This window comes from Pseudomonas sp. 3MA1, assembly GCF_029237275.1.
GTDB lineage: Bacteria > Pseudomonadota > Gammaproteobacteria > Pseudomonadales > Pseudomonadaceae > Aquipseudomonas > Aquipseudomonas fluorescens_AP.
Genome location: NZ_JAACFX010000001.1, coordinates 706,887 through 727,473, shown reverse-complemented (window position 1 = coordinate 727,473; position 20,587 = coordinate 706,887). Strand labels below are relative to the sequence as shown.

Below are 20,587 nucleotides of genomic sequence, written 5' to 3'. Positions count from 1 at the left end.
TCGGGGGCCTTGGGCATGCGTCGCCGACTCGGCTGGGGCCTGTTCCTGCTGAGCCTGCTGCTGTGCACGCCGCTGCGCGCCGCCGACGTCTTGCTGACCGCCAGCGAGGACAACCCGGCGGTACGCACCTTCACCGCCGAACTGGCCGCCCAGCGCCCCCAGGACCAGGTGCGCTTCGTTGCGCTGGAGCAACTGCCGGCGCCGGGCCAACTGCCCAGCGCCACGCGCCTGATTCTGCTGGACCCGCAAAGCCTCGACTGGCGCCTGCAAGATCCCCGAGGCCCGGCTACCCTGGTCCTGCGCATCAGCCGCCTGCAAGCCCAACAGCGCCTGCAGGGCACCCATCCCCCCGGGCTCAGCCTGCTCTGGAGCGATCCACCGCCAAGTCGTCAGTTGCACCTGATCCGCAAGATCTTGCCCCAGGCGCGCCGGGTTGGCGTGCTCTACAGCGAGGACAGCCAGTTCCTGCTCAACGAGCTGCGTGGCGCCGCGCAATCCCTGGGCCTGGAGATCGTCGCCGAACCCTGGGACAGCACCCATGACAGCCGCCCATTGCAAAACCTGTTGCGCAACAGCGACGTGCTGCTGGGCCTGGATGACCCCAAGCTGTACAACCCGAAAACCGTGAAGAACCTGCTGCTCAGCAGCTACGCCCAGCAACGCGCGCTGATCGGCCCCAATGCCGGCTTCGTCAGGGCCGGGAGCCTGGCCAGCACCTACAGCGACCAGCAGGACTGGCTCAAGACCCTGGACAACCTGCTGGAACAGGCGCCGAACCGCTGGCCCCGGGCGCTGTACCCGGCGGACTTCAAAGTACTGAGCAATCCACAGGTGGCACGCTCACTGGGCATCGAGGAAATCGACCCGCAAGCCGTCGCGCGCCAACTGAGTGAAGGAGAGCAACGCCCATGAAATTGCGTCGCCGATGGGACATCCACACCCGCACGCAGCTCATCAGCCTCGGCCCGGCCTTGCTCCTGACCCTGTTGCTGATCAGCTTCTTCACCTTCGTGCGCATTCAGGACCTGCGCCAGGAGCTGAACCACACCGGCCAGCTGATTGCCAACCAACTGGCGCCGGCCACCGAGTACGGCGTGATCTCCGGCAACAACGAAGGCCTGGAAAGCCTGTTGCAGGCCACCCTGGCCACGCCCCACGTGCAGTTCCTGGAGGTGCAGGACAGCGCCAACAACATCCTGGTGTATGTCGAGCAAGCGTCGGCCAGCCATAAACAGGCGCAACAGATCAAGGTGTTCCAGGCGCCGGTGCGCTTGCAGCGGATCCAGGTGCACAACGATTTCCTGGAAAATGACCCGACCAACCTGGGCCCCCAGGGCGACGGGTATCTGGGCCGGGTCATTGTCGGCATGTCCAACGACGCCTTCAGCCAGCGCCAGCAGGAAATTCTCCTCAAGGCCGCGATCCTCGCCCTGTTCGCCCTGCTCTTCACCTTCCTCCTGGCCCGGCGCCTGGCTGCCGGCCTGGCGCAACCCATCAGCGCCATGGGTCACGCGGTCAAGGCGATCCAGGAAGGCGACTTCAAGGCGCCGCTGCCGATTGTCGACGACGGCGAGCTGGGCAATCTGGCACGCCACATCAACAACCTCGCCGCCGGCCTGGAACTGGCCAGCCGCGAGCAGCAACAGGCCATGTCACAACTGATCCAGACCCGGGAAGAAGCGGAACGGGCGAACAAGGCGAAATCGGATTTCCTGGCGATGATGAGCCACGAACTGCGCACCCCGATGAACGGCGTGCTGGGCATGCTGCAGCTGCTGGAAACCACCGAGATGACCCAGGAGCAGAGCGAGTACGCGGCCCTGGCTTCGGAATCCACCGAACACCTGCTGAAGGTGATCAACGACATCCTCGATTTCTCCCGCATCGAACGCTCGGCCCTGGAGCTGGAACACATTCCATTCAACCTCGCCGAACTGATCAGCAGCTCGGCCCAGGCCTTCCAGCACAGCGCCCTGCAGCGCGGCCTGGACCTGCAACTGCGCCTGCCGCCGGGCATGGAGTCGCTGCAGGTCAAGGGCGACCCGACGCGCATCCGGCAGATTCTGGTGAACCTGATCGGCAACGCCCTGAAGTTCACCGAACAAGGCAGCGTCGTCATCGAAGCGCAGTGGCAGGCCCTGGATCACGAGCTGCTGTGGTTCACCTGTGCGGTACGCGACAGCGGAATCGGTATCAGCCCCGCCAGCCTGGAGCTGATGTTCGATGCCTTCCAGCAGGCCGACAGCAGCATCTCCCGGCGGTACGGCGGCACCGGCCTGGGCCTGCCCATTGCCCGCACCCTGGCCGAGCGCATGGGCGGCACCCTGCGGGCCCAGAGCGAGGAAGGCCGCGGCTCGGTGTTCACCCTGGAGATCCCCCTGGCGCTGTTCCAGCAAAGCCTGCCGGTGCTGGCGCCGCGAGTCAGCACCGCCGCTCACCCGGGCGAAGGGCGCAATGTGCTGCTGGTGGAAGACAACCCGGTGAACCAGACCGTGATCCAGGCCATGCTGCGCAGCCTGGGCTTCACCGTGAGCGTCGTCACCGACGGCGCCCAGGCGGTGCGCAGCGCCGAGAGCCTGATTTTCGAAGCGATTCTGATGGATTGCCGACTGCCGCTGGTCGATGGTTATGAAGCCACCCGGCAGATCCGCCAATTGCCCGGCTGCGCCGATCTGCCGATCATCGCCCTGACCGCCAACGCCTTGCAGGGCGACCGCGAAGCCTGCCTGGCAGCGGGCATGAACGACTACCTGGCCAAGCCGTTCAAGCGTGCGGATCTGCAGCAAATTCTCCAACGTTGGGTGCAGTAAGAGGCTATTTTCCAACAGGTGCGACTGGCGTGACGGGCGAAAGTGCGGCAGTCTTAGGCACCCGACGGGGCCCTGAAAAGGCCCTCAAAAAAAATTTCAGTGAACAAGTGTACTTTCATACCCTTGGCGCTGTGACTTTCACTACAACGCAATAGTCTATGAGTAGGCTGCCGGCTCGAGGCATGAACGCTTCGATCGGCCGGGAAGATTGCCCAACCCTGCCGCACGGGACTATTGAGGAGCTCGCATGACCAAACAAAACGCCTTTACTCGGGAAGACCTGCTGCGCTGCAGTCGCGGTGAGCTGTTCGGCCCAGGTAACGCGCAACTGCCCGCCCCCAACATGCTGATGGTGGATCGCATCACCCATATCAGCGAAGAGGGTGGCAAGTACGGTAAAGGTGAATTGGTCGCTGAGCTGGATATCACTCCAGACCTGTGGTTCTTCGCTTGCCACTTCGAAGGCGATCCGGTGATGCCGGGCTGCCTGGGCCTGGATGCCATGTGGCAGCTGGTCGGTTTCTTCCTTGGCTGGCAAGGCCTGCCGGGCCGCGGTCGCGCCCTGGGTTCGGGAGAAGTGAAGTTCTTCGGCCAGGTTCTGCCGACGGCAAAAAAGGTCACCTACAACATTCATATCAAGCGCGTGCTCAAGGGCAAGCTGAACATGGCCATCGCCGATGGCTCGGTCAGCGTTGACGGCCGCGAAATCTATACCGCCGAAGGCCTCCGGGTCGGCGTGTTTACCTCCACTGACAACTTCTAAGGGTTATCCGCATGCGCCGCGTCGTTATCACTGGTCTTGGCATTGTTTCGTGCCTGGGCAATGACAAAGAGACCGTCTCCGCTAACCTGCGTGCAAGTCGCCCTGGCATCCGCTTCAACCCGGAATATGCCGAAATGGGTCTGCGTAGCCAGGTTTCCGGCTCCATTGACCTGAACCTCGAAGAACTGATCGATCGCAAGATCTATCGCTTCGTCGGCCACGCGGCGGCTTATGCCTACCTGGCCATGAAAGACGCCATCGCCGACTCCGGCCTGAGCGAAGAACAAGTGTCCAACCCGCGTACCGGCCTGATCGCCGGCTCCGGTGGCGCTTCGACCTTGAACCAGATGGAAGCGCTGGACATCCTGCGCGAGAAAGGCGTCAAGCGCGTTGGCCCATACCGCGTCACGCGGACCATGAGCAGCACCGTTTCCGCTTGCCTGGCCACGCCGTTCAAGATCAAGGGCCTGAACTACTCCATCGCTTCTGCCTGCGCCACCAGTGCTCACTGCATCGGCACCGCCATGGAACAGATCCAGATGGGCAAGCAGGACATCGTCTTCGCCGGCGGCGGTGAAGAAGAGCATTGGACCCAGTCGTTCCTGTTCGACGCCATGGGCGCCCTGTCCACCCAGTACAACGAAACCCCGGAAAAAGCCTCTCGCGCCTACGACGCCAAGCGTGACGGTTTCGTCATCGCCGGCGGTGGCGGCATGGTGGTGGTCGAGGAGCTGGAACACGCTCTGGCCCGTGGTGCCAAGATCTACGCGGAAATCGTCGGCTACGGCGCCACTTCCGACGGCTACGACATGGTGGCCCCAAGCGGCGAAGGCGCGATCCGCTGCATGCAGATGGCCATGTCCACCGTCGACACCCCGATCGACTACCTGAACACCCACGGCACCTCGACCCCGGTCGGCGACGTCGCGGAAATGAAAGGCGTGCGTGAAGTGTTCGGCGACAAGGCTCCGGCCATCAGCTCCACCAAGAGCCTGTCGGGTCACTCCCTGGGCGCCGCCGGCGTCCACGAAGCGATCTATTGCATGCTGATGATGGAAGGCAACTTCATGGCCGGTTCGGCCAACATCGACGAGCTGGACCCGGAAGTGGCCGACATGCCAATCCTGACCAAGACTCGCGAAGACGCCACCATCAACACCGTGATGAGCAACAGCTTCGGCTTCGGTGGCACCAACGCCACCCTGGTACTGAAGCGCTGGCAGGGCAAGTAAGCCTCGCCGCTTCGCTGAATGAAAAAGCCCCGACCGGTTCGGGGCTTTTTTTTCGCCTGGCGTTCGCCGGCAAGCCGACTCCTGCGCCTCCTGCATGAAACGGATTGCCGGCGAAACAGCCTCACACCGAGAAGCGCGCCACCATGCTGTTCAGGTCCACCGCCAGCCGCGACAACTCCTGGCTGGCGGCGCTGGTCTGATTGGCCCCCGCCGAGGTCTGCAACGCCAGGTTGCGGATGTTCATCAGGTTGCGGTCCACTTCCCGCGCCACCGCGGCCTGTTGCTCCGAGGCACTGGCGATCACGATGTTGCGCTCGTTGATCAGGGTGAAGGCCGAAGCGATTTCCTCCAGTGCCTGCCCCGCCGCCTTGGCCACTTCCAGGGTCGAATGAGCGCGACTATTGCTTTGCTGCATGGAGCTGACCGCCTGATCGGTGCCCTGCTGGATACCGCCGATCATCTGCTCGATTTCCTGGGTCGATTGCTGGGTCCGGTGGGCCAGGGCTCGCACTTCATCGGCCACCACAGCGAAGCCGCGCCCGGCATCTCCTGCCCGCGCCGCCTCGATGGCCGCGTTCAGGGCCAGCAGGTTGGTCTGCTCGGCGATGGAGCGAATCACCTCCAGCACCTTGCTGATGCCGTAGACCTTCTGCGCCAGCTGCTCCACCTGACTGGCATTGGCGGTCACATCCTCGGCCAGCGACTCGATGGACAGCACGGTCTGATGCACTTGTTCGCGCCCGTGCTGGGCGATCCGATCCGACTCCCGGGACGCTTCGGAAGTGGCCACCGCGTTGCTCGCCACCTCCTCCACCGCGGCAGTCATCTGATTTACCGCCGTGGCCGCCTGTTCGATCTCCTGGCTCTGCTGGTGCAAGCCGCGAGTGGCGTCCTCGGTGACGCAACTGAGCTCCTCGGAAGCCGAGGCAAGCTGGCTGGAGGAGTCGGAAATGCGCCGGATGGTTTCGCGCAAGCTGTGCTGCATGGCCTTGAGCGCCAGCAACAGGCGCGCCGGCTCGTCCTTGCCGATCACGGTGATCTCCCCGGTCAGGTCGCCGCCGGCCACCACCTCGGCGACGCGCAAGGACTGCGCCAGCGGCAGGACGATGCTGCGGGTCAACAACAAGGCCAGGCCGATGGTCACCAGTGCCGCCACCACGATCATCCCCACCACCCAGACTCGCGACTTGCTGAAGACAGCCTGGGCCAGATCCGTGGCCTGGGTCGCACTTTGCTTGTTCAACTCGATCAGGTCATGCAGTGTCGCGGCCATTTCATCGGCCAACTGGTTCATTTCACCGTTGACCACCTTGACCGCCTCCTCCAGCTGGTTCTGGCTGGAGAAGGCCATGACCTGGGCCTGACGCTGCAGGTACTGCTTCTCCACGTCCTTGAAGCGATCGAACAGGACCCGCTCCTGGGGCAGCACAATCAGCGACTCATAGCGCCCCTGGGCAGCGCCCAGGCCACTCTTGATGTCATTGATCTTGGCTTCGTTCTGGGCCAGGGCCTGAGGGTCGCGATTGATTAGCAGGCGCAGGGTCAAGGCGCGAAGCCGCAGCAAGTCCTGGCTCATGTCGCCCACCGACATGACGCTGGGCAACCAGTTGCTTTCCACTTCATCGGACTGCTGGCGCATGTTGGCCATCTGCATCAGGGCAAATGCGCCGAGGACAAACACCATCAGCGCCAGCAAGCCAAAACCCAGGCTGGCGCGGGGGGCAATGTTGAGACTTCTGAGACTCATTCCTTTGGCTCCTTCCTAGAGCGCTGCAAGAGCTTGCAGCAGGGTGCTCTTAGACGGTATCGGGCTGGCGGAAATTTGCGTAAGACAAAAACGTGATATCAAAACGCCCTATGGCTTCGATACCTGAGAGTAAAACGATTCAGCTCGACGAAAGTCGGCACTTTTCCGATCAAACGGTGCAGCTGGCACCGCGAAACCGGCTGATTCAGCGCTGCTTGCACCTTCATCGGCGCGACACTGGCCACTGACTACCGGAAGTAAAAACCTGAACGCCTGCGCCGGCGAATGCTCTATAACTTCAGCACCTTTACCACCCGATCCGACATTCATCACTGCCTGAGGTTTGCCATGACCATTACCGTCAATACCGAGTCCAGCGAAGGTTTCCGCCACAGCATCCAGGTCGACGACCATCAGTTGTTCACCGACCTGCCGCAGTACGCCGGTGGCGAAGGCACTGCCCCCGAACCCCACGATTATTTCGATGCCGCCCTGGGGGCCTGCAAGGCCCTGACCCTCAAGCTCTACGCACAGAAGAAGAACATCCCGCTCACCGGCGTCACCGTGGAGCTCAAGCACGACAACAGCCAGGAACAGCAAGGCAAGTACGCCCTGCACGTGAAGCTGACCCTCAAGGGCGTGCTCACCGACGCCCAGCGTGAAGAGTTGCACCGGGTAGCCGACCGCTGCCCGATCCACAAGCTGATGACCACCAGTGAAGTCAGCATCGAGACTCACCTGTCCGAAGGCGCCTTCAGCCAGTAGCGGCAAGGCTGGCAGCCGGGGGTTATGCTGGCGGGCATAACCCCGATCAGCCTGGAGTCCGCCATGAATTCGCCCCTAGTGATCCGCCCCCGCGTCGAGGACGTCGAAGGCCAGCCTATCCTGCGCCCCCTGCCTTCGGCGCAATGCCGCAGCGTCGGGCCTTTCGTGTTCTTCGACCACATGCTGAGCACCTCCTACCCGGCCGGCAAAGGCATGAACATCCGCCAGCACCCGCATATCGGCCTGTCCACCCTGACCTACCTGTTCGCAGGACAGATCCAGCACAAGGACAGCCTCGGCTCGGACCAGATCGTCCTGCCCGGGGATGTCAGCTGGATGACCGCCGGCAGCGCCATCGCTCACGTCGAACGCACACCCGAGGCTTTGCTGGGCGAGGATTTTGCAATGCATGGCTTGCAGGTCTGGCTGGCCTCGCCCAAGGAACATGAACAAGGGCCTGGGCACTACAGCCATCACCCCGCAGCCACACTGCCGGTGAGCGACAACCTCGGGGTCATGATCCGCATGATCGCCGGCAGCGGCTTCTGCCTGGAATCGCCGGTGCCGGTGCTCTCCCCGACCCTGTATGCCGAACTGCGCCTGCAGACCGCCACCAGCCTGTTGATTCCCACCGAGCATCAGCAACGCGCGCTGTATGTACTGGACGGCGAGGCACAACTGGACGGCGAGCCATTGCCCCCGCACTCGCTGGTGCTGTTGCCGGAAGGAGAAAACGCCACGCTGTTCGCCGAGAGCGACTGCCATGCAGTACTGCTCGGCGGTGCGCCTCTGGACGGGCCGCGACGGATCAACTGGAACTTTGTCGCCAGCGACCCACTGTTGATCGATGCCGCACGCAAGCGCTGGGCGGCCGGAGACTGGCCGCAGGTGCCGGGAGAAAACGAGCGCATCGAACTGCCCGCCTCCCGCCACTGACCCGCAGAAGCCTGCGCCTACGGATCAGTGGGGTTGCGCTCAGCCCTGGAACACTTCATCCAACAGGTAATGCATGGCGGCGAAGGCTCGGGCGGAGGTCTTGGCGTCGTACATCATCTTGCCCGGCAGGTTGGCGTGGGTGTCGGTGAAGGAATGCACCGCGCCACCGTAGCTGACCAGTTGCCAGTCCACCCCCGCCGCATCCATTTCCGCTTCGAAGGCCGGCAATTGCTCCCTGGCCACGAACGGATCGGCCGCACCGTGCAACACCAGCACCGAGCCCTTGATGTTCTGCGCGTCAGCCGGGGTGGGCGTATCCAAGGTGCCGTGGAACGACACCGCGGCCTTCACCGGCGCCCCGCTGCGGGCCAGCTCCAGGGCGCAGCAGCCGCCAAAGCAGAAGCCGAAGGTGGCCAGCCTGGAGACGTCCACCGCGGCCTCGGTCTGGCTCTGCAGCGCGCTAAAGGCCGCCTGCATGCGTTTACGCAGCAGCGCCCGGTCATCCTTGAGCGGCATCATCGCGGCACCGGCCTGGCTGGCATCGCTGGGACGCAGCGACTGGCCATACAAGTCGGCGATCAGCACCACATAGCCCTTGGCCGCCACCGACTCGGCGAGCTTCTCCGCGCCGGCGCTGACACCCATCCAGTTCGGCGCCATCAGCAACCCCGGGAGCGCGCCTTTATGGGCGGCATCGAAGGCCAGGCGACCTTCATAGGGCTGGCCATCGATCTGATAGACCACGGAACGCACGGTGATTTGACTCATGACTCATCTTCTCCAGTAGGGGGACACCAGAATGAAAAAACCCGCCGAAGCGGGTTTTTCCTGCAACCTGATTAAACCGACAGTTCAACCAGCAGCTTGTTCAGTCGGCGCACATAGGCCGCCGGGTCTTTCAAGCTGTCACCGGCCGCCAGGGCCGCTTGATCGAAGAGGATGTGCGACAGGTCGCCAAAGCGCTCTTCGTTCTGCTCGCCGTCGAGTTTCTCGATCAGCGGGTGAGTCGGGTTGAATTCGAAGATCGGCTTGGAATCCGGAACCTTCTGCCCGCTGGCTTCAAGGATCTGACGCATTTGCAGCCCCAGGTCCTGCTCGCCAATAGCGAGGATCGCCGGCGAGTCAGTCAGGCGGTGAGAAACCCGCACTTCGCTGACGCTCTCGCCCAGGGCGGTCTTGATCCGCTCAACCAGGCCTTCCTTGGTCTTGGCGACTTCCTCGGCGGCCTTCTTGTCCTCTTCGGAGTCCAGGTTGCCCAGGTCCAGGTCGCCACGCGCCACGTCGACAAAGCTCTTGCCGTCGAATTCGTTGAGGTAGCTCATCAGCCACTCGTCGATGCGGTCGGTGAGCAGCAGCACTTCGATGCCTTTCTTGCGGAAGACTTCCAGGTGCGGGCTGTTCTTCACCTGGGCGTAGGATTCGCCGGTGAGGAAGTAGATCTTGTCCTGACCTTCCTTGGCGCGAGCCAGGTAGTCGGCCAGGGACACGGTCTGCTCGCCGTCGTCGCCCTGAGTGGAAGCGAAGCGCAGCAGGCCGGCGATCTTTTCCTTGTTGGCGAAGTCTTCGGCCGGGCCTTCCTTCATCACCTGGCCGAAGTTCTTCCAGAAGCCCTTGTATTGCTCGGGCTCGTTCTTCGCCAGTTTTTCCAGCATGTCCAGCACGCGCTTGGTCAGCGCCGACTTCATCGAATCGATGATCGGGTCTTTCTGCAGGATTTCCCGCGAGACGTTCAGCGACAGGTCGTTGGAATCCACCACGCCCTTGATGAAGCGCAGGTACAGCGGCAGGAACGACTCGGCCTGATCCATGACGAACACGCGCTGCACGTAGAGCTTGAGGCCCTTCGGCGCTTCACGCTGGTACAGGTCGAACGGCGCGCGAGCCGGTACGTAGAGCAGCGAGCTGTATTCCAGCTTGCCTTCAACCTTGTTGTGGCTCCAGCTCAGCGGGTTCTCGAAGTCATGGGCGATGTGCTTGTAGAACTCCTGGTATTCCTCGTCCTTGATCTCGGTACGCGGACGGGTCCACAGGGCACTGGCGCGGTTGACGGTTTCCCATTCCAGTGCCGGTTTCTCTTCGCCTTCGGCAGCAGCGGCCTGTTTCGGCAGCTCGATCGGCAGGGCGATGTGGTCGGAGTACTTCTTGATGATGTTGCGCAGGCGCCAGCCATCGGCGAACTCGTCTTCACCGGATTTCAGGTGCAGAACGATGCGGGTGCCGCGCTCGGCCTTGTCGATGGTCGCCACCTCGAACTCGCCTTCGCCCTTGGACGACCAGTGCACGCCTTCGCTGGCCGGCAGACCGGCACGGCGGCTGAACACTTCGACCTGGTCGGCAACGATGAACGCGGAGTAGAAACCCACGCCGAACTGACCGATCAGGTGCGAGTCCTTCTTCTGATCGCCGGTGAGGTTTTTCATGAAGTCGGCGGTGCCGGACTTGGCGATGGTCCCCAGGTGAGTGATGACATCTTCACGGCTCATGCCGATACCGTTGTCTTCGAGGGTGACGGTCTTGGCGTCCTTGTCGAAGCTCACACGGATTTTCAGTTCCGCGCCACCTTCCAGCAACTCGGGCTTGGACAGGGCTTCGAAACGCAATTTGTCGACGGCGTCAGAGGCGTTCGAGATCAATTCGCGAAGGAAGATTTCCTTATTGGAATACAACGAATGGATCATGAGGTGCAGCAGTTGCTTCACCTCGGTCTGGAAGCCCAGGGTTTCCTTTTGAGTTTCCACACTCATGGTCATCAAACTCCAATCAGATGGCTGTGGTCGCGCTCCGGAAGCGGAGAGCGGCGGGATGACATGGAAGTGGGGGTAGCTCGCCGGATTTCAAGGGGCGGGTGTCTCTTCGATCTTGAAATGTGCACGGGCGGTGGCAATCGGCTCGTCGGCGGTGCTCTGCCAGGCGGTGATCGCGACGTTGGCCACGCGTCGCCCCTGACGCCAGACCTGGCAGCGGGCGAAGGTGTCGCGAAACTGCCCGGCACGCAGGTAATCCAGGGAAAAATCGATGATCTTCGGCACCCTGGGAGAGCCGGTAAAGATCAACAGGTGCACAGCCGCCGCCAACTCCATGAAACCGGCGATCACACCGCCATGCAGTGCCGGCAGCAAGGGATTGCCGATGTTGTCCTTGTTGGCCGGCAAGCGAAACAGCAACTCGTCTCCCAGGCGCGAGCACTCGATGCCGATCAGGGCGGCGTAGGGAATCTTCTGCAGCAAGGGAGCGTAGTCGCCCTGTTGGTGAGCTTGTTCCAGCAATAGCTTGAGATCTTCGCTCATGGACGCGCCCCCTTGAGGGCTGAGGCGAACCCCGGGGTGCCCTTGAGGCCCTTGCCCATGCGCATGAACGTGCCGACCACATGGGCAACCGGGCGCTGCGGGTCGTCCTGATAGGCAAAACCGCGGGCAAAGATCACATCGGTGGTGACCCGATAACACTCGGCAAAACCATGCACGTCGTGATGAGGCACCGCCGGGTGCATGTAGTCGATGCGCAGGTCCAGGGTCGGGCAGACCTCGAACTCCGGCAATACACACAGCGTGGCCATGCCACAGGCCGTGTCCATGAGGGTGGTCAGGGCGCCACCGTGGATGATTCCAGTGTGGGGATCGCCAACGATCTGCGGGCTGTAGGGCAAGGTCAGGGTCATGCCCTCCGGTGAGGCACTGTGCACGCTGATCCCCAGCACCTGGCAGTGTCGCAAGGCGGAAAGAAAGCGCATCGCACGCTCGAAAACAGGATTCTGCGCCATGGATTATCTCTCTTGTTAGTGTCAGGAATCAGCGGTTAGCCAGGTCGATAAAAGTTCCGTACAACAAATACTTAATATATCTAGGCCGCCCAAGGAACTTAAATCACAAGGCCATGATCGAAAGGCCAGTAGATATCTTCACTAAGGAGAAACACCCCATGCGTAAGACTTTAGCTATTGCCCTGATGCTGACCGCTTCCCTCGGTCTGGCTGCCTGTGACAAAAAATCCGAGGACAAAGCTCAAGATGCCAACCAACATGCTGAGCAAGCTCAACAAAAAATGAACGAAGCTCAGGATAAAGTGAACGAAGCTGCCAAGGAAAACGCCGAAGCTGCCAAAGATCAGGCTGAATCCAACAAAGCCGCAGCCGAAGAAAGCGCCAAGGAAGCCGCCCCTAAAACCAACTAACTCGGTTTTAGCGCCAGATAAAAATAAAGCCCGCCAAGTGCGGGCTTTATTGTGTCCACTAATAATGACTACATCAGCAGCCAGCGAAAAGTTGGACTAAGCATCAATAACAAGGAACACAAGATCCCCACTGCCCAGAACAGACTTCGCTGCCAGGTCAGATCCGCCAGATAGCACGCCAGGTAGAAGATCCGGGCAATCACAAAGGTGATGGCCAGGGTATCGATCAACCAACCTTGGGTCTGGGTGACATGCGCCATCAGCACCCCGACCGCAAACAGCATGAAGGCCTCGAAACTGTTCTGATGCGCCGCCAGCGCCCGCGCGCCAAGCCCGGTCAGTTGGGCCTGTTGCTGACGCGGCAGATGGTTGTTGTAACCGCCCTACTCTTTCATGGCCTTGGCCACCGGGATGCGAGCGATGAAAATCAGCAGCGCACTGACAAACACGCACCAGAACGCAATACTCATCAGCCTATCTCCTTGTTTGTCTCGGGCAATGGCGCCTCCGTAGGGGTATAGACCATCACATCCAGCACGTCGGAATGAAACTCGCGACGATAGAGCACCAGCACCACCCCCGCGCTCATCACCATGAACAGCCAGGGACTGACAAACCAGGCCAGCATACTCATGCCGAAGTAATAGGAGCGCAAACCGAAGTTGAACTGGTTGGCCGCCATGGAAATGACCCGCGCCGCCCTGGAAGCGAAAGCCTTGCGCTCCTGCTCGGACACCTGGCGCTCACCGATCATCGGCGCCGAGCCCACCAGAACCGCGGCGAAGTTGTACTGGCGCATGCACCAACTGAAGGTGAAGAAGGCGTAGACGAATACCAGCGCCAGACACAGCAGCTTGATCTCCGACATGCCCTGCGAAGCCTGCTGGACCATGGGAATGTCCGCCAGCAGCGACACCGCGCGTTCCGAGGCTCCGAGCACGGTAAGAATGCCCGCCAGGATGATCAGGGTGCTGGAGGCGAAGAACGATGCGTTGCGTTCCAGATTGCCGATCACACTGGCGTCGGCGATACGGTTGTCACGCAACAGCATGCGGCGCATCCAGTCCTCGCGATACAGGTGCAGGACACTGGCCAGGCAGGCGGTGTCCCGCCCCTTCCAGGTGGCATAGCGGGTGTAGCCGCCCCAGCAGATGACGAACCACAAAGCGGCCAGTAAATGGATCAGGTTGGCTTGGACGAACGACATGCAAATTCCTGTAAGGCGTGGCAGAGGACACAGCTTCGACGCCACGCCGAGGAAAAAGGCACTGCCCGAGCCCCATAAAAAATGCCCCGTATCGATCGATACGGGGCATTGTTCTGGATGCTCATGAGCCGCTTGTGGCGACCCTGGACCCTTGCCGACGGATCAAGCCAGCGCTTCGGCCGGTTTGCCCAGGATACGGTCGAAGATCACGGCAACCGCCAGGATGATCACCGAAGGCACCAGCCAGGCCAGGCCTTGCTCGCTCAACGGCAGATGAGCCAACTGGCTAGGCAGGCCATCGGCCAGGCCGGCGCCTTTGAGTGCGTCGATCAGGCCGAAGACAAAGGACACCAGCATCACCGGACCGACGATGCGGCGCTGATCCTGCCAGAACTCCTTGCAGAAGCTCAGGGCCACCAGGGCGATGCAGGGCGGATAGATGGCGGTCAGCACCGGGATCGAGAAGGCGATGAGCTTGGTCAGGCCAAGGTTGGATACCAGCAGCGAGAAAACCGCGAGGATGACCACCAGCGTCTTGTAAGACAAAGGGGTTACGCGGCTGAAATACTCGGCGCAGGCGCAAGTCAGGCCCACGGCGGTCACCAGGCACGCCAGGGAGATCAGCACCGCGAGGAAACCGCTGCCCAGGGAGCCGAAGGTGTGTTGCACATAGGCATGCAGCACCGCTGCGCCGTTGGTGGCACCGGCTGCCACTTCATGGCTGCCCGAACCGAGGCGGAACAAACTGATGTACACCAGCGCCAGGCCAACCCCGGCAATCAGGCCGGCGATCACCGCATAGCGGGTGATCAGTCGCGGCGACTCGACCCCGCGCGAGCGAATGGCATTGACGATGACGATGCCGAACACCAGGGCGCCCAAGGTATCCATGGTCAGGTAGCCATTGATGAATCCCTGGGAGAATGGCGCGGCAACATACTCGGGCGTGGCCTCGCCAACGCTGCCGGCCGGCAGGGCGCACGCTGCGATCCCCAGCACCGCCAGGGCAATGATCTTCAGCGGCGCCAGGAAACGGCCAACGGTGTCCAGCAGACGACCTGGATACAGCGAGATGAAGAACACCAGCAGGAAATACGCCGAACTGTAGAACAACAGTGCCAGCGGGCTTTCACCGGTCAGTGGCGCCAGGCCCACTTCAAAGGACACAGTGGCCGTGCGCGGCGTGGCGAACAGCGGACCCACCGCCAGGTAACAGACCGCCGCCAACAGACCGCCAGCGACTTTACCGATGGGGCTGCTCAACGCATCCATGGCGCCACCGACCTTGGCCAAGGCGACCACGGTGATGACCGGCAAGCCCACTGCAGTGATCAGAAAGCCCAGCGCCGCCATCCAGACATGGGGTCCGGACTGCAAGCCGACGATGGGTGGGAAAATGATGTTGCCAGCCCCGACGAACAGGGCAAAAGTCATGAAGCCGAGCGCCAGAATGTCCTGGCCTTTCAACACTTTCATTAAGGAAATACCACACTACTGAATCGGAATTTAGAGAGGGATTTCCCTTATGGGTGAGGGAAATGCTGTCAGTCCGTATAAGACTGACCCGTTTAGCGCGCCGATACCTTGTGGGCAGCAGACGCATAAAGAGGCGGCTAGCCTACCGAATCTGTAAGACGAACGCACCGGCGCAATGAGAATTTTCTGATATGCGACATCGGGATGTCGCCTTTCTGAAACTATTTTTCCACCGGAATGAATCCCCTGCGCGAAGCCTCGTTCGCCTAGGCGCCAACTCGTGTAGGAGCTGGCTCGCCAGCGAAAGCCGCGGCAAGAACAACACGCGGCCCAGGCCCCTTCGCCGGCAAGCCGGCCCCTACGCCAGAAAGCACAAAGGCCACCCGAAGGTGGCCTTTGCTGGAAGAGCTACAAGCTAAGCGCGAGGCTTACTTGACCGCCCAACCAGTCAGCTCGGCCAGGGCCTTGCCGATGTCTGCCAGCGAACGCACGGTTTTCACGCCTGCGTCTTGCAGTGCAGCGAATTTCTCGTCTGCAGTGCCTTTGCCGCCGGAGATGATTGCGCCAGCATGGCCCATGCGCTTGCCCGGAGGAGCAGTCACACCAGCGATGTAGGAAACAACCGGCTTGGTCACGTGAGCCTTGATGTAGGCAGCCGCTTCTTCTTCAGCCGAACCGCCGATCTCGCCGATCATCACGATCGCCTCGGTCTTCGGGTCTTCCTGGAACAGCTTCAGGATGTCGATGAAGTTGGAGCCCGGGATCGGGTCACCACCGATGCCGACGCAGGTGGACTGACCGAAACCGGCGTCAGTGGTCTGCTTGACGGCTTCGTAAGTCAGGGTGCCGGAACGGGAAACGATACCGACCTTGCCTGGCAAGTGAATGTGACCTGGCATGATGCCGATCTTGCATTCGCCTGGGGTGATCACGCCTGGGCAGTTAGGGCCGATCAGGGTCACACCCAGCTCGTCGCACTTAACCTTGGCGTCCAGCATGTCCAGGGTAGGAATGCCTTCGGTGATGCAGACGATCAGCTTGATGCCGCCGAACGCTGCTTCCAGGATCGAGTCCTTGCAGAAAGGAGCTGGAACGTAGATCACGCTGGCGGTGGCGCCAGTGGCAGCTACAGCGTCTTTCACGGTGTTGAACACTGGCAGACCCAGGTGCTCGGTGCCGCCTTTGCCAGGAGTTACGCCGCCAACCATCTTGGTGCCGTATTCGATGGCCTGCTGAGTGTGGAAACTACCTTGCGAACCGGTAATGCCCTGGCAGATAACTTTGGTGTCTTTATTGATCAGGACGCTCATTATTTGCCCTCCGCAGCTTTGACAACTTGTTGAGCAGCGTCGGTCAGGCTGGTAGCAGCGATGATGTTCAAGCCGCTTTCTGCCAGTACTTTAGCGCCCAGTTCCGCGTTGTTGCCTTCAAGGCGAACAACAACCGGGATTTTCACGCCGACTTCTTTCACGGCGCCGATGATGCCTTCGGCAATCATGTCGCAACGAACGATGCCGCCGAAGATGTTGACCAGCACTGCAGCGACGTTGGTGTCGGACAGAATGATCTTGAAGGCTTCGGTCACGCGCTCTTTGGTAGCACCACCGCCTACGTCGAGGAAGTTGGCTGGCTTACCGCCGTGCAGGTTGACGATGTCCATGGTACCCATGGCCAGGCCGGCACCGTTGACCATGCAGCCGATGTTACCTTCCAGGGCTACGTAGTTCAGTTCGAACTTGGCAGCGTGCGCTTCGCGCGGATCGTCTTGCGACGGATCGTGGAAAGTCTTCAGCTTAGGCTGACGGTACATGGCGTTGGCGTCGATGTTGATCTTGGCGTCCAGGCAGTGCAGATCGCCGTCAGCCTTGATCACCAGCGGGTTCACTTCCAGCAGGGCCAGATCGTGATCCTGGAACAGTTTGGCCAGACCCACGAAGATCTTGGCGAACTGGGCAACTTGCTTGCCTTCCAGACCCAGTTGGAAAGCCAGCTCGCGACCCTGGAATGGCTGAGCGCCAACCAGTGGATCGATAGTGGCTTTGAGAATTTTTTCTGGAGTGTCGTGAGCGATTTTCTCGATGTCCACGCCACCTTCGGTGGAAGCCATGAACACGATGCGACGGCTCGAACGGTCAACGACAGCGCCCAGGTACAGCTCTTTAGCGATATCAGTGCACGATTCAACCAGGATCTTGGTGACAGGCTGGCCATTGGCATCAGTCTGATAGGTCACCAGACGCTTGCCCAACCACTGCTGAGCGAATGCCTTAGCGTCTTCTTTGCTGCGAACCAGCTTAACGCCGCCCGCTTTACCGCGACCACCGGCGTGAACCTGGGCTTTGACAACCCACTCGGAGCCGCCGATTTTGTCGCAAGCTTCTGCTGCTTCTTCCGGGGTGTCTACCGCGTAGCCTTTGGATACTGGCAGGCCGTATTCAGCGAACAGCTGCTTACCCTGATACTCGTGAAGATTCATGCTTTTTACCGTCTTCGTTAGGTACTGCGCATTCGGCGCTGCGCTCAATATTGAGTGCCGCACCACCTGTGACCGCTACTCTCAAACCAGCGCCACACCCTCAACCCGGAGCCTGGGCCCCGATCCAGTGTGTGGCGCTACCTCAAGAGGTCGAGTCCAGCGGATATTCCGCGGTGAGTCTTGCGCACAAGGCTCACGACGGGCCAACCGCCGTGGTTTCTTATTATTGCTTAGCGTTTCTTGCGGTTGGCAATGTGGATGGCGCCGCCATTCACAGCCAGAGCTGCTTCGTGCAGGGCTTCGGACAGGGTCGGATGGGAGAAAACCATCATGCCCAGGTCTTCGGCGCTGGTGCCGAATTCCATGCCGATCGCACCTTGTTGAACCAGTTCCGCAGCGCTTGGGCCAATCACGTGGACGCCCAATACGCGGTCAGTCTTGGCATCGGCGATGACTTTGACGAAACCGCCGGTGTCGTTGGCTGCCATGGCACGGCCGCTGGCGGCAAACGGGAAGGTGCCGACGTTAACTTCAACGCCTTCAGCTTTCAAGGCCTGCTCGGTTTTACCGACCCATGCAATTTCCGGGTGAGTATAGATAACCGAAGGGATCAGGTCATAGTTCATCTGGGCCTTGTGACCCTTGATGCGCTCGGCAACCATGACGCCCTCTTCCGAGGCCTTGTGAGCCAGCATCATGCCGCGCACCACGTCACCAATGGCGTAAACGCCCGGTACGGTAGTGGCGCAATGATCGTCAACGTGCACGAAACCGCGCTCGTCGAGAGTCACGCCGCAGTCGGCAGCCAACAGATCGGTGGTCACCGGACGGCGACCAACGGCAACGATCAGCTTGTCGAAAGTGATGGTCTGCTCGCCATTGGCGTCGGTGTAAGTCACCACGACTTCCTCGCCGTTGACCTTGGAGCCGGTCACGCGAGCGCCCAGCTTGATGTCCAGACCTTGCTTGGTCAGGGTTTTCAGCGCTTCCTTGGAAACAGCGGTGTCAGCTGCCATCAGGAAAGTGTCCAGCGCTTCGAGGACAGTCACTTGCGCGCCCAGACGCGACCAGACCGAACCCAGTTCCAGACCGATGACGCCAGCGCCGATCACGCCCAGACGTTTTGGAACAGCTTGGAATTCCAGCGCGCCAGTCGAGTCGACGATGACGTTCTGATCGACCGGAGCCGGTGGAATGTCGATCGGACGCGAACCTGGAGCCAGGATCACGTTTTCGGCTTCGATCACTTCAACCGAACCGTCCGGCTTGGTGACTTCGACCTTCTTGCCGGCCAGCAGCTTGCCGTGGCCCTGGATCGAAGTGACGCCGTTGGCCTTGAACAGGGTGGCAACACCGCTGGTCAGGCCTTTGACGATATTGGCCTTGCGACCGATCATGGCCGGCACGTCCATGGTCACGCCAGCGTGCTGGATACCGTGGATGGCAAAACCGTCCTGGGCTTCGTGGAATTTCCAGGAGCTGTCCAGCAGCGCCTTGGAAGGAATGCAACCGACGTTCAGGCAAGTACCGCCGAGGGCCAGCTTGCCCTCTTTATCGGTGTACTTCTCGATGCAAGCAGTCGTCAGACCAAGCTGTGCTGCCTTGATTGCAGCTACATAACCGCCTGGGCCCGCGCCAATCACTACTACGTCGAATTTCTGAGTCATAAAAAGGTTCCTTTTAACGGCAAGCTAGAAGCCGCAAGCCGCAAGCTTGAAGCCCCTCGCCCTAGGGGCTTGGAGCTTGTCGCTTGCAGCTTGCAACTGCTTTTTAGATGTCCAGAAGCAGACGCGCCGGGTCTTCCAGCAGGTTCTTGATGGTTACCAAGAATGTCACAGCTTCTTTACCGTCGATCAGACGGTGATCGTAGGACAGCGCCAGGTACATCATCGGACGGATTACCACCTGACCGTTGATCGCCATAGGACGTTGCAGGATGTTGTGCATGCCCAGGATAGCGGCTTGCGGTGGGTTGACGATCGGGGTCGACATCATCGAGCCGAAAGTACCACCGTTGGTGATGGTGAAAGTACCACCGGTCATTTCTTCCATCGACAGCTTGCCGTCGCGAGCCTTCTTGCCGAAGGTGGCAATGCCGCCTTCGATTTCGGCCAGGCTCATCAGCTCGGCGTTACGCAGAACCGGAACCACCAGGCCACGGTCGCTGGACACCGCAACACCGATGTCGGCGTAGCCGTGGTAGACGATGTCGGAACCGTCGATCGAGGCGTTGACCGCAGGGAAGCGCTTCAGCGCTTCGGTAGCGGCCTTGACGAAGAACGACATGAAGCCCAGGCGCACGCCGTTGTGGGACTTCTCGAACAGGTCCTTGTACTTCGAACGCAGAGCCATGACTTCGGTCATGTCGACTTCGTTGAAGGTGGTCAGCATCGCCATGTTCGACTGGGCTTCAACCAGACGCTCGGCAACCTTGGCCCGCAGACGGGTCATTGGCACGCGCTTCTCGACGCGATCGCCGGCAGCGAACACCGGAGCAGCGGCAGCCGGGGCCGGAGCCTTGGCAGGCGCGGCGGCCGGAGCGGCTTTCTTGGCGGCAACGGCAGCCACTACGTCTTCCTTGGTCACACGACCGCCTTTGCCAGTACCGGCAACGGAGGCGATGTTGATGCCGTTTTCTTCAGCCAGCTTGCGCGCGGCAGGAGCGGCGATTGGATCGTCTTCGCCGTCAGCGGCAGCCGGGGCAGCAGCGGCAGCGGCCGGAGCGGCGGCGGCAGCAGGAGCCGCGGCAGCGGCGCCGCCTTCAACGATGGAGCCCAGAACTTCGTCGGACAGAACGGTGTCGCCTTCGTTCTTGACGATAGCGCCCAACACGCCGTCAGCGGTGGCCAGAACTTCCAGCACAACCTTGTCGGTCTCGATGTCGACGATCAGCTCGTCGCGCTTGACGGCTTCGCCCGGTTGCTTGTGCCAGGTGGCAACGGTGCCATCGGCAACCGATTCCGGGAAAGTGGGGGCTTTGATCTCGATAGCCATTATCTGTGGTT

18 protein-coding genes and 1 pseudogene are annotated in these 20,587 nt (G+C 61.1%); 7 read left to right on the top strand and 12 right to left on the bottom strand.

From position 1 onward, the window contains the following. Positions 1-15: 15 nt before the first annotated feature. The 4 genes from GWQ44_RS03440 to fabB all read left to right on the top strand — a co-directional run bounded on the left by GWQ44_RS03440 (position 16) and on the right by fabB (position 4,805). On the top strand, positions 16-912 hold the full coding sequence (locus GWQ44_RS03440) for an ABC transporter substrate-binding protein (protein WP_275926636.1): 897 nt from the start codon (positions 16-18) through the stop codon (positions 910-912). Further along, complete coding sequence (locus GWQ44_RS03435; protein ID WP_047302759.1) at positions 909-2,810, top strand: ATP-binding protein; 1,902 nt, start codon at positions 909-911, stop codon at positions 2,808-2,810. The genes GWQ44_RS03440 and GWQ44_RS03435 overlap by 4 nt, the downstream gene beginning before the upstream one ends. 247 nt (positions 2,811-3,057) lie before the next feature. Further along, complete coding sequence (gene fabA / locus GWQ44_RS03430; protein WP_011060067.1) at positions 3,058-3,573, top strand: 3-hydroxyacyl-[acyl-carrier-protein] dehydratase FabA; 516 nt, start codon at positions 3,058-3,060, stop codon at positions 3,571-3,573. 11 nt (positions 3,574-3,584) lie between these two features. Next, positions 3,585-4,805, top strand: coding sequence for a beta-ketoacyl-ACP synthase I (gene fabB / locus GWQ44_RS03425; RefSeq protein ID WP_016963486.1), 1,221 nt, complete (start codon positions 3,585-3,587; stop codon positions 4,803-4,805). Positions 4,806-4,926: 121 nt separating this feature from the next. On the opposite strand, the gene GWQ44_RS03420 is transcribed toward fabB, so the two are convergent. Continuing rightward, complete coding sequence (locus tag GWQ44_RS03420) at positions 4,927-6,552, bottom strand: methyl-accepting chemotaxis protein (protein ID WP_047302754.1); 1,626 nt, start codon at positions 6,550-6,552, stop codon at positions 4,927-4,929. A gap of 348 nt (positions 6,553-6,900) precedes the next feature. Here GWQ44_RS03420 and GWQ44_RS03415 point away from each other — a divergent pair, with 348 nt between their 5' ends. Together GWQ44_RS03415 and GWQ44_RS03410 are read left to right on the top strand one after the other, a co-directional pair. Then, a complete protein-coding gene (locus GWQ44_RS03415; RefSeq protein ID WP_042942143.1) occupies positions 6,901-7,317 on the top strand; it encodes an OsmC family protein in 417 nt (138 codons plus the stop codon). A 63-nt stretch (positions 7,318-7,380) separates the two neighbouring features. After that, positions 7,381-8,253: a pirin family protein gene (locus tag GWQ44_RS03410; RefSeq protein ID WP_042942142.1), complete on the top strand. Its 873-nt coding sequence runs from the start codon at positions 7,381-7,383 to the stop codon at positions 8,251-8,253. A gap of 39 nt (positions 8,254-8,292) precedes the next feature. Here GWQ44_RS03410 and GWQ44_RS03405 read toward each other — a convergent pair whose 3' ends face one another. From GWQ44_RS03405 to GWQ44_RS03390, 4 genes are all read right to left on the bottom strand, one after another. Continuing rightward, complete coding sequence (locus GWQ44_RS03405; RefSeq protein ID WP_275926635.1) at positions 8,293-9,021, bottom strand: dienelactone hydrolase family protein; 729 nt, start codon at positions 9,019-9,021, stop codon at positions 8,293-8,295. 71 nt (positions 9,022-9,092) lie between these two features. Continuing rightward, a complete protein-coding gene (gene htpG / locus GWQ44_RS03400; protein WP_042942141.1) occupies positions 9,093-10,997 on the bottom strand; it encodes a molecular chaperone HtpG in 1,905 nt (634 codons plus the stop codon). Positions 10,998-11,087: 90 nt separating this feature from the next. After that, positions 11,088-11,540 carry a PaaI family thioesterase gene (locus GWQ44_RS03395; protein WP_275926634.1) on the bottom strand — a complete coding sequence of 151 codons (453 nt, stop codon included), beginning with the start codon at positions 11,538-11,540 and terminating at the stop codon, positions 11,088-11,090. Next, positions 11,537-12,013 (bottom strand): PaaI family thioesterase, encoded by a 477-nt coding sequence (locus tag GWQ44_RS03390; protein WP_179597491.1) that lies wholly within the window; start codon positions 12,011-12,013, stop codon positions 11,537-11,539. The genes GWQ44_RS03395 and GWQ44_RS03390 overlap by 4 nt, the downstream gene beginning before the upstream one ends. A 158-nt stretch (positions 12,014-12,171) precedes the next feature. On the opposite strand from GWQ44_RS03390, the gene GWQ44_RS03385 reads away from it, so the two are divergent. Next, positions 12,172-12,423 carry a hypothetical protein gene (locus tag GWQ44_RS03385; protein ID WP_016968094.1) on the top strand — a complete coding sequence of 84 codons (252 nt, stop codon included), beginning with the start codon at positions 12,172-12,174 and terminating at the stop codon, positions 12,421-12,423. Positions 12,424-12,491: 68 nt separating this feature from the next. Here GWQ44_RS03385 and GWQ44_RS03380 read toward each other — a convergent pair. The 7 genes and pseudogenes from GWQ44_RS03380 to odhB all read right to left on the bottom strand — a co-directional run bounded on the left by GWQ44_RS03380 (position 12,492) and on the right by odhB (position 20,576). After that, positions 12,492-12,893: pseudogene (locus GWQ44_RS03380) on the bottom strand (MAPEG family protein). Further along, positions 12,893-13,630 (bottom strand): DUF599 family protein, encoded by a 738-nt coding sequence (locus GWQ44_RS03375; RefSeq protein ID WP_016968092.1) that lies wholly within the window; start codon positions 13,628-13,630, stop codon positions 12,893-12,895. Before GWQ44_RS03375 ends, GWQ44_RS03380 begins: the two are co-directional and overlap by 1 nt. 162 nt (positions 13,631-13,792) lie before the next feature. Beyond that, on the bottom strand, positions 13,793-15,106 hold the full coding sequence (gene brnQ, locus GWQ44_RS03370; protein WP_275926633.1) for a branched-chain amino acid transport system II carrier protein: 1,314 nt from the start codon (positions 15,104-15,106) through the stop codon (positions 13,793-13,795). Between the two features lie 428 nt (positions 15,107-15,534). Next, complete coding sequence (gene sucD, locus GWQ44_RS03365; RefSeq protein ID WP_003223019.1) at positions 15,535-16,416, bottom strand: succinate--CoA ligase subunit alpha; 882 nt, start codon at positions 16,414-16,416, stop codon at positions 15,535-15,537. After that, positions 16,416-17,582 carry an ADP-forming succinate--CoA ligase subunit beta gene (gene sucC / locus GWQ44_RS03360; RefSeq protein ID WP_009047768.1) on the bottom strand — a complete coding sequence of 389 codons (1,167 nt, stop codon included), beginning with the start codon at positions 17,580-17,582 and terminating at the stop codon, positions 16,416-16,418. The genes sucD and sucC overlap by 1 nt, the downstream gene beginning before the upstream one ends. A 230-nt stretch (positions 17,583-17,812) precedes the next feature. Next, positions 17,813-19,249: a dihydrolipoyl dehydrogenase gene (gene lpdA / locus GWQ44_RS03355; RefSeq protein ID WP_016968090.1), complete on the bottom strand. Its 1,437-nt coding sequence runs from the start codon at positions 19,247-19,249 to the stop codon at positions 17,813-17,815. Positions 19,250-19,352: 103 nt separating this feature from the next. Then, positions 19,353-20,576, bottom strand: coding sequence for a 2-oxoglutarate dehydrogenase complex dihydrolipoyllysine-residue succinyltransferase (gene odhB / locus GWQ44_RS03350; RefSeq protein ID WP_016968089.1), 1,224 nt, complete (start codon positions 20,574-20,576; stop codon positions 19,353-19,355). Between the last annotated feature and the right edge of the window lie 11 nt (positions 20,577-20,587).

Bases quoted from the DNA above. Each gene is read 5' to 3' on its own strand.
- lpdA (WP_016968090.1), bottom strand. From the start codon at position 19,249: ATGACTCAGAAATTCGACGTAGTAGTGATTGGCGCGGGCCCAGGCGGT.
- GWQ44_RS03410 (WP_042942142.1), top strand. From the start codon at position 7,381: ATGAATTCGCCCCTAGTGATCCGCCCCCGCGTCGAGGACGTCGAAGGC.
- fabB (WP_016963486.1), top strand. From the start codon at position 3,585: ATGCGCCGCGTCGTTATCACTGGTCTTGGCATTGTTTCGTGCCTGGGC.
- GWQ44_RS03440 (WP_275926636.1), top strand. From the start codon at position 16: ATGCGTCGCCGACTCGGCTGGGGCCTGTTCCTGCTGAGCCTGCTGCTG.
- GWQ44_RS03415 (WP_042942143.1), top strand. From the start codon at position 6,901: ATGACCATTACCGTCAATACCGAGTCCAGCGAAGGTTTCCGCCACAGC.
- sucD (WP_003223019.1), bottom strand. From the start codon at position 16,416: ATGAGCGTCCTGATCAATAAAGACACCAAAGTTATCTGCCAGGGCATT.
- GWQ44_RS03385 (WP_016968094.1), top strand. From the start codon at position 12,172: ATGCGTAAGACTTTAGCTATTGCCCTGATGCTGACCGCTTCCCTCGGT.
- GWQ44_RS03420 (WP_047302754.1), bottom strand. From the start codon at position 6,552: ATGAGTCTCAGAAGTCTCAACATTGCCCCCCGCGCCAGCCTGGGTTTT.
- htpG (WP_042942141.1), bottom strand. From the start codon at position 10,997: ATGAGTGTGGAAACTCAAAAGGAAACCCTGGGCTTCCAGACCGAGGTG.
- odhB (WP_016968089.1), bottom strand. From the start codon at position 20,576: ATGGCTATCGAGATCAAAGCCCCCACTTTCCCGGAATCGGTTGCCGAT.
- fabA (WP_011060067.1), top strand. From the start codon at position 3,058: ATGACCAAACAAAACGCCTTTACTCGGGAAGACCTGCTGCGCTGCAGT.
- GWQ44_RS03395 (WP_275926634.1), bottom strand. From the start codon at position 11,540: ATGAGCGAAGATCTCAAGCTATTGCTGGAACAAGCTCACCAACAGGGC.
- GWQ44_RS03390 (WP_179597491.1), bottom strand. From the start codon at position 12,013: ATGGCGCAGAATCCTGTTTTCGAGCGTGCGATGCGCTTTCTTTCCGCC.
- GWQ44_RS03405 (WP_275926635.1), bottom strand. From the start codon at position 9,021: ATGAGTCAAATCACCGTGCGTTCCGTGGTCTATCAGATCGATGGCCAG.
- GWQ44_RS03375 (WP_016968092.1), bottom strand. From the start codon at position 13,630: ATGTCGTTCGTCCAAGCCAACCTGATCCATTTACTGGCCGCTTTGTGG.
- GWQ44_RS03435 (WP_047302759.1), top strand. From the start codon at position 909: ATGAAATTGCGTCGCCGATGGGACATCCACACCCGCACGCAGCTCATC.
- brnQ (WP_275926633.1), bottom strand. From the start codon at position 15,106: ATGAAAGTGTTGAAAGGCCAGGACATTCTGGCGCTCGGCTTCATGACT.
- sucC (WP_009047768.1), bottom strand. From the start codon at position 17,582: ATGAATCTTCACGAGTATCAGGGTAAGCAGCTGTTCGCTGAATACGGC.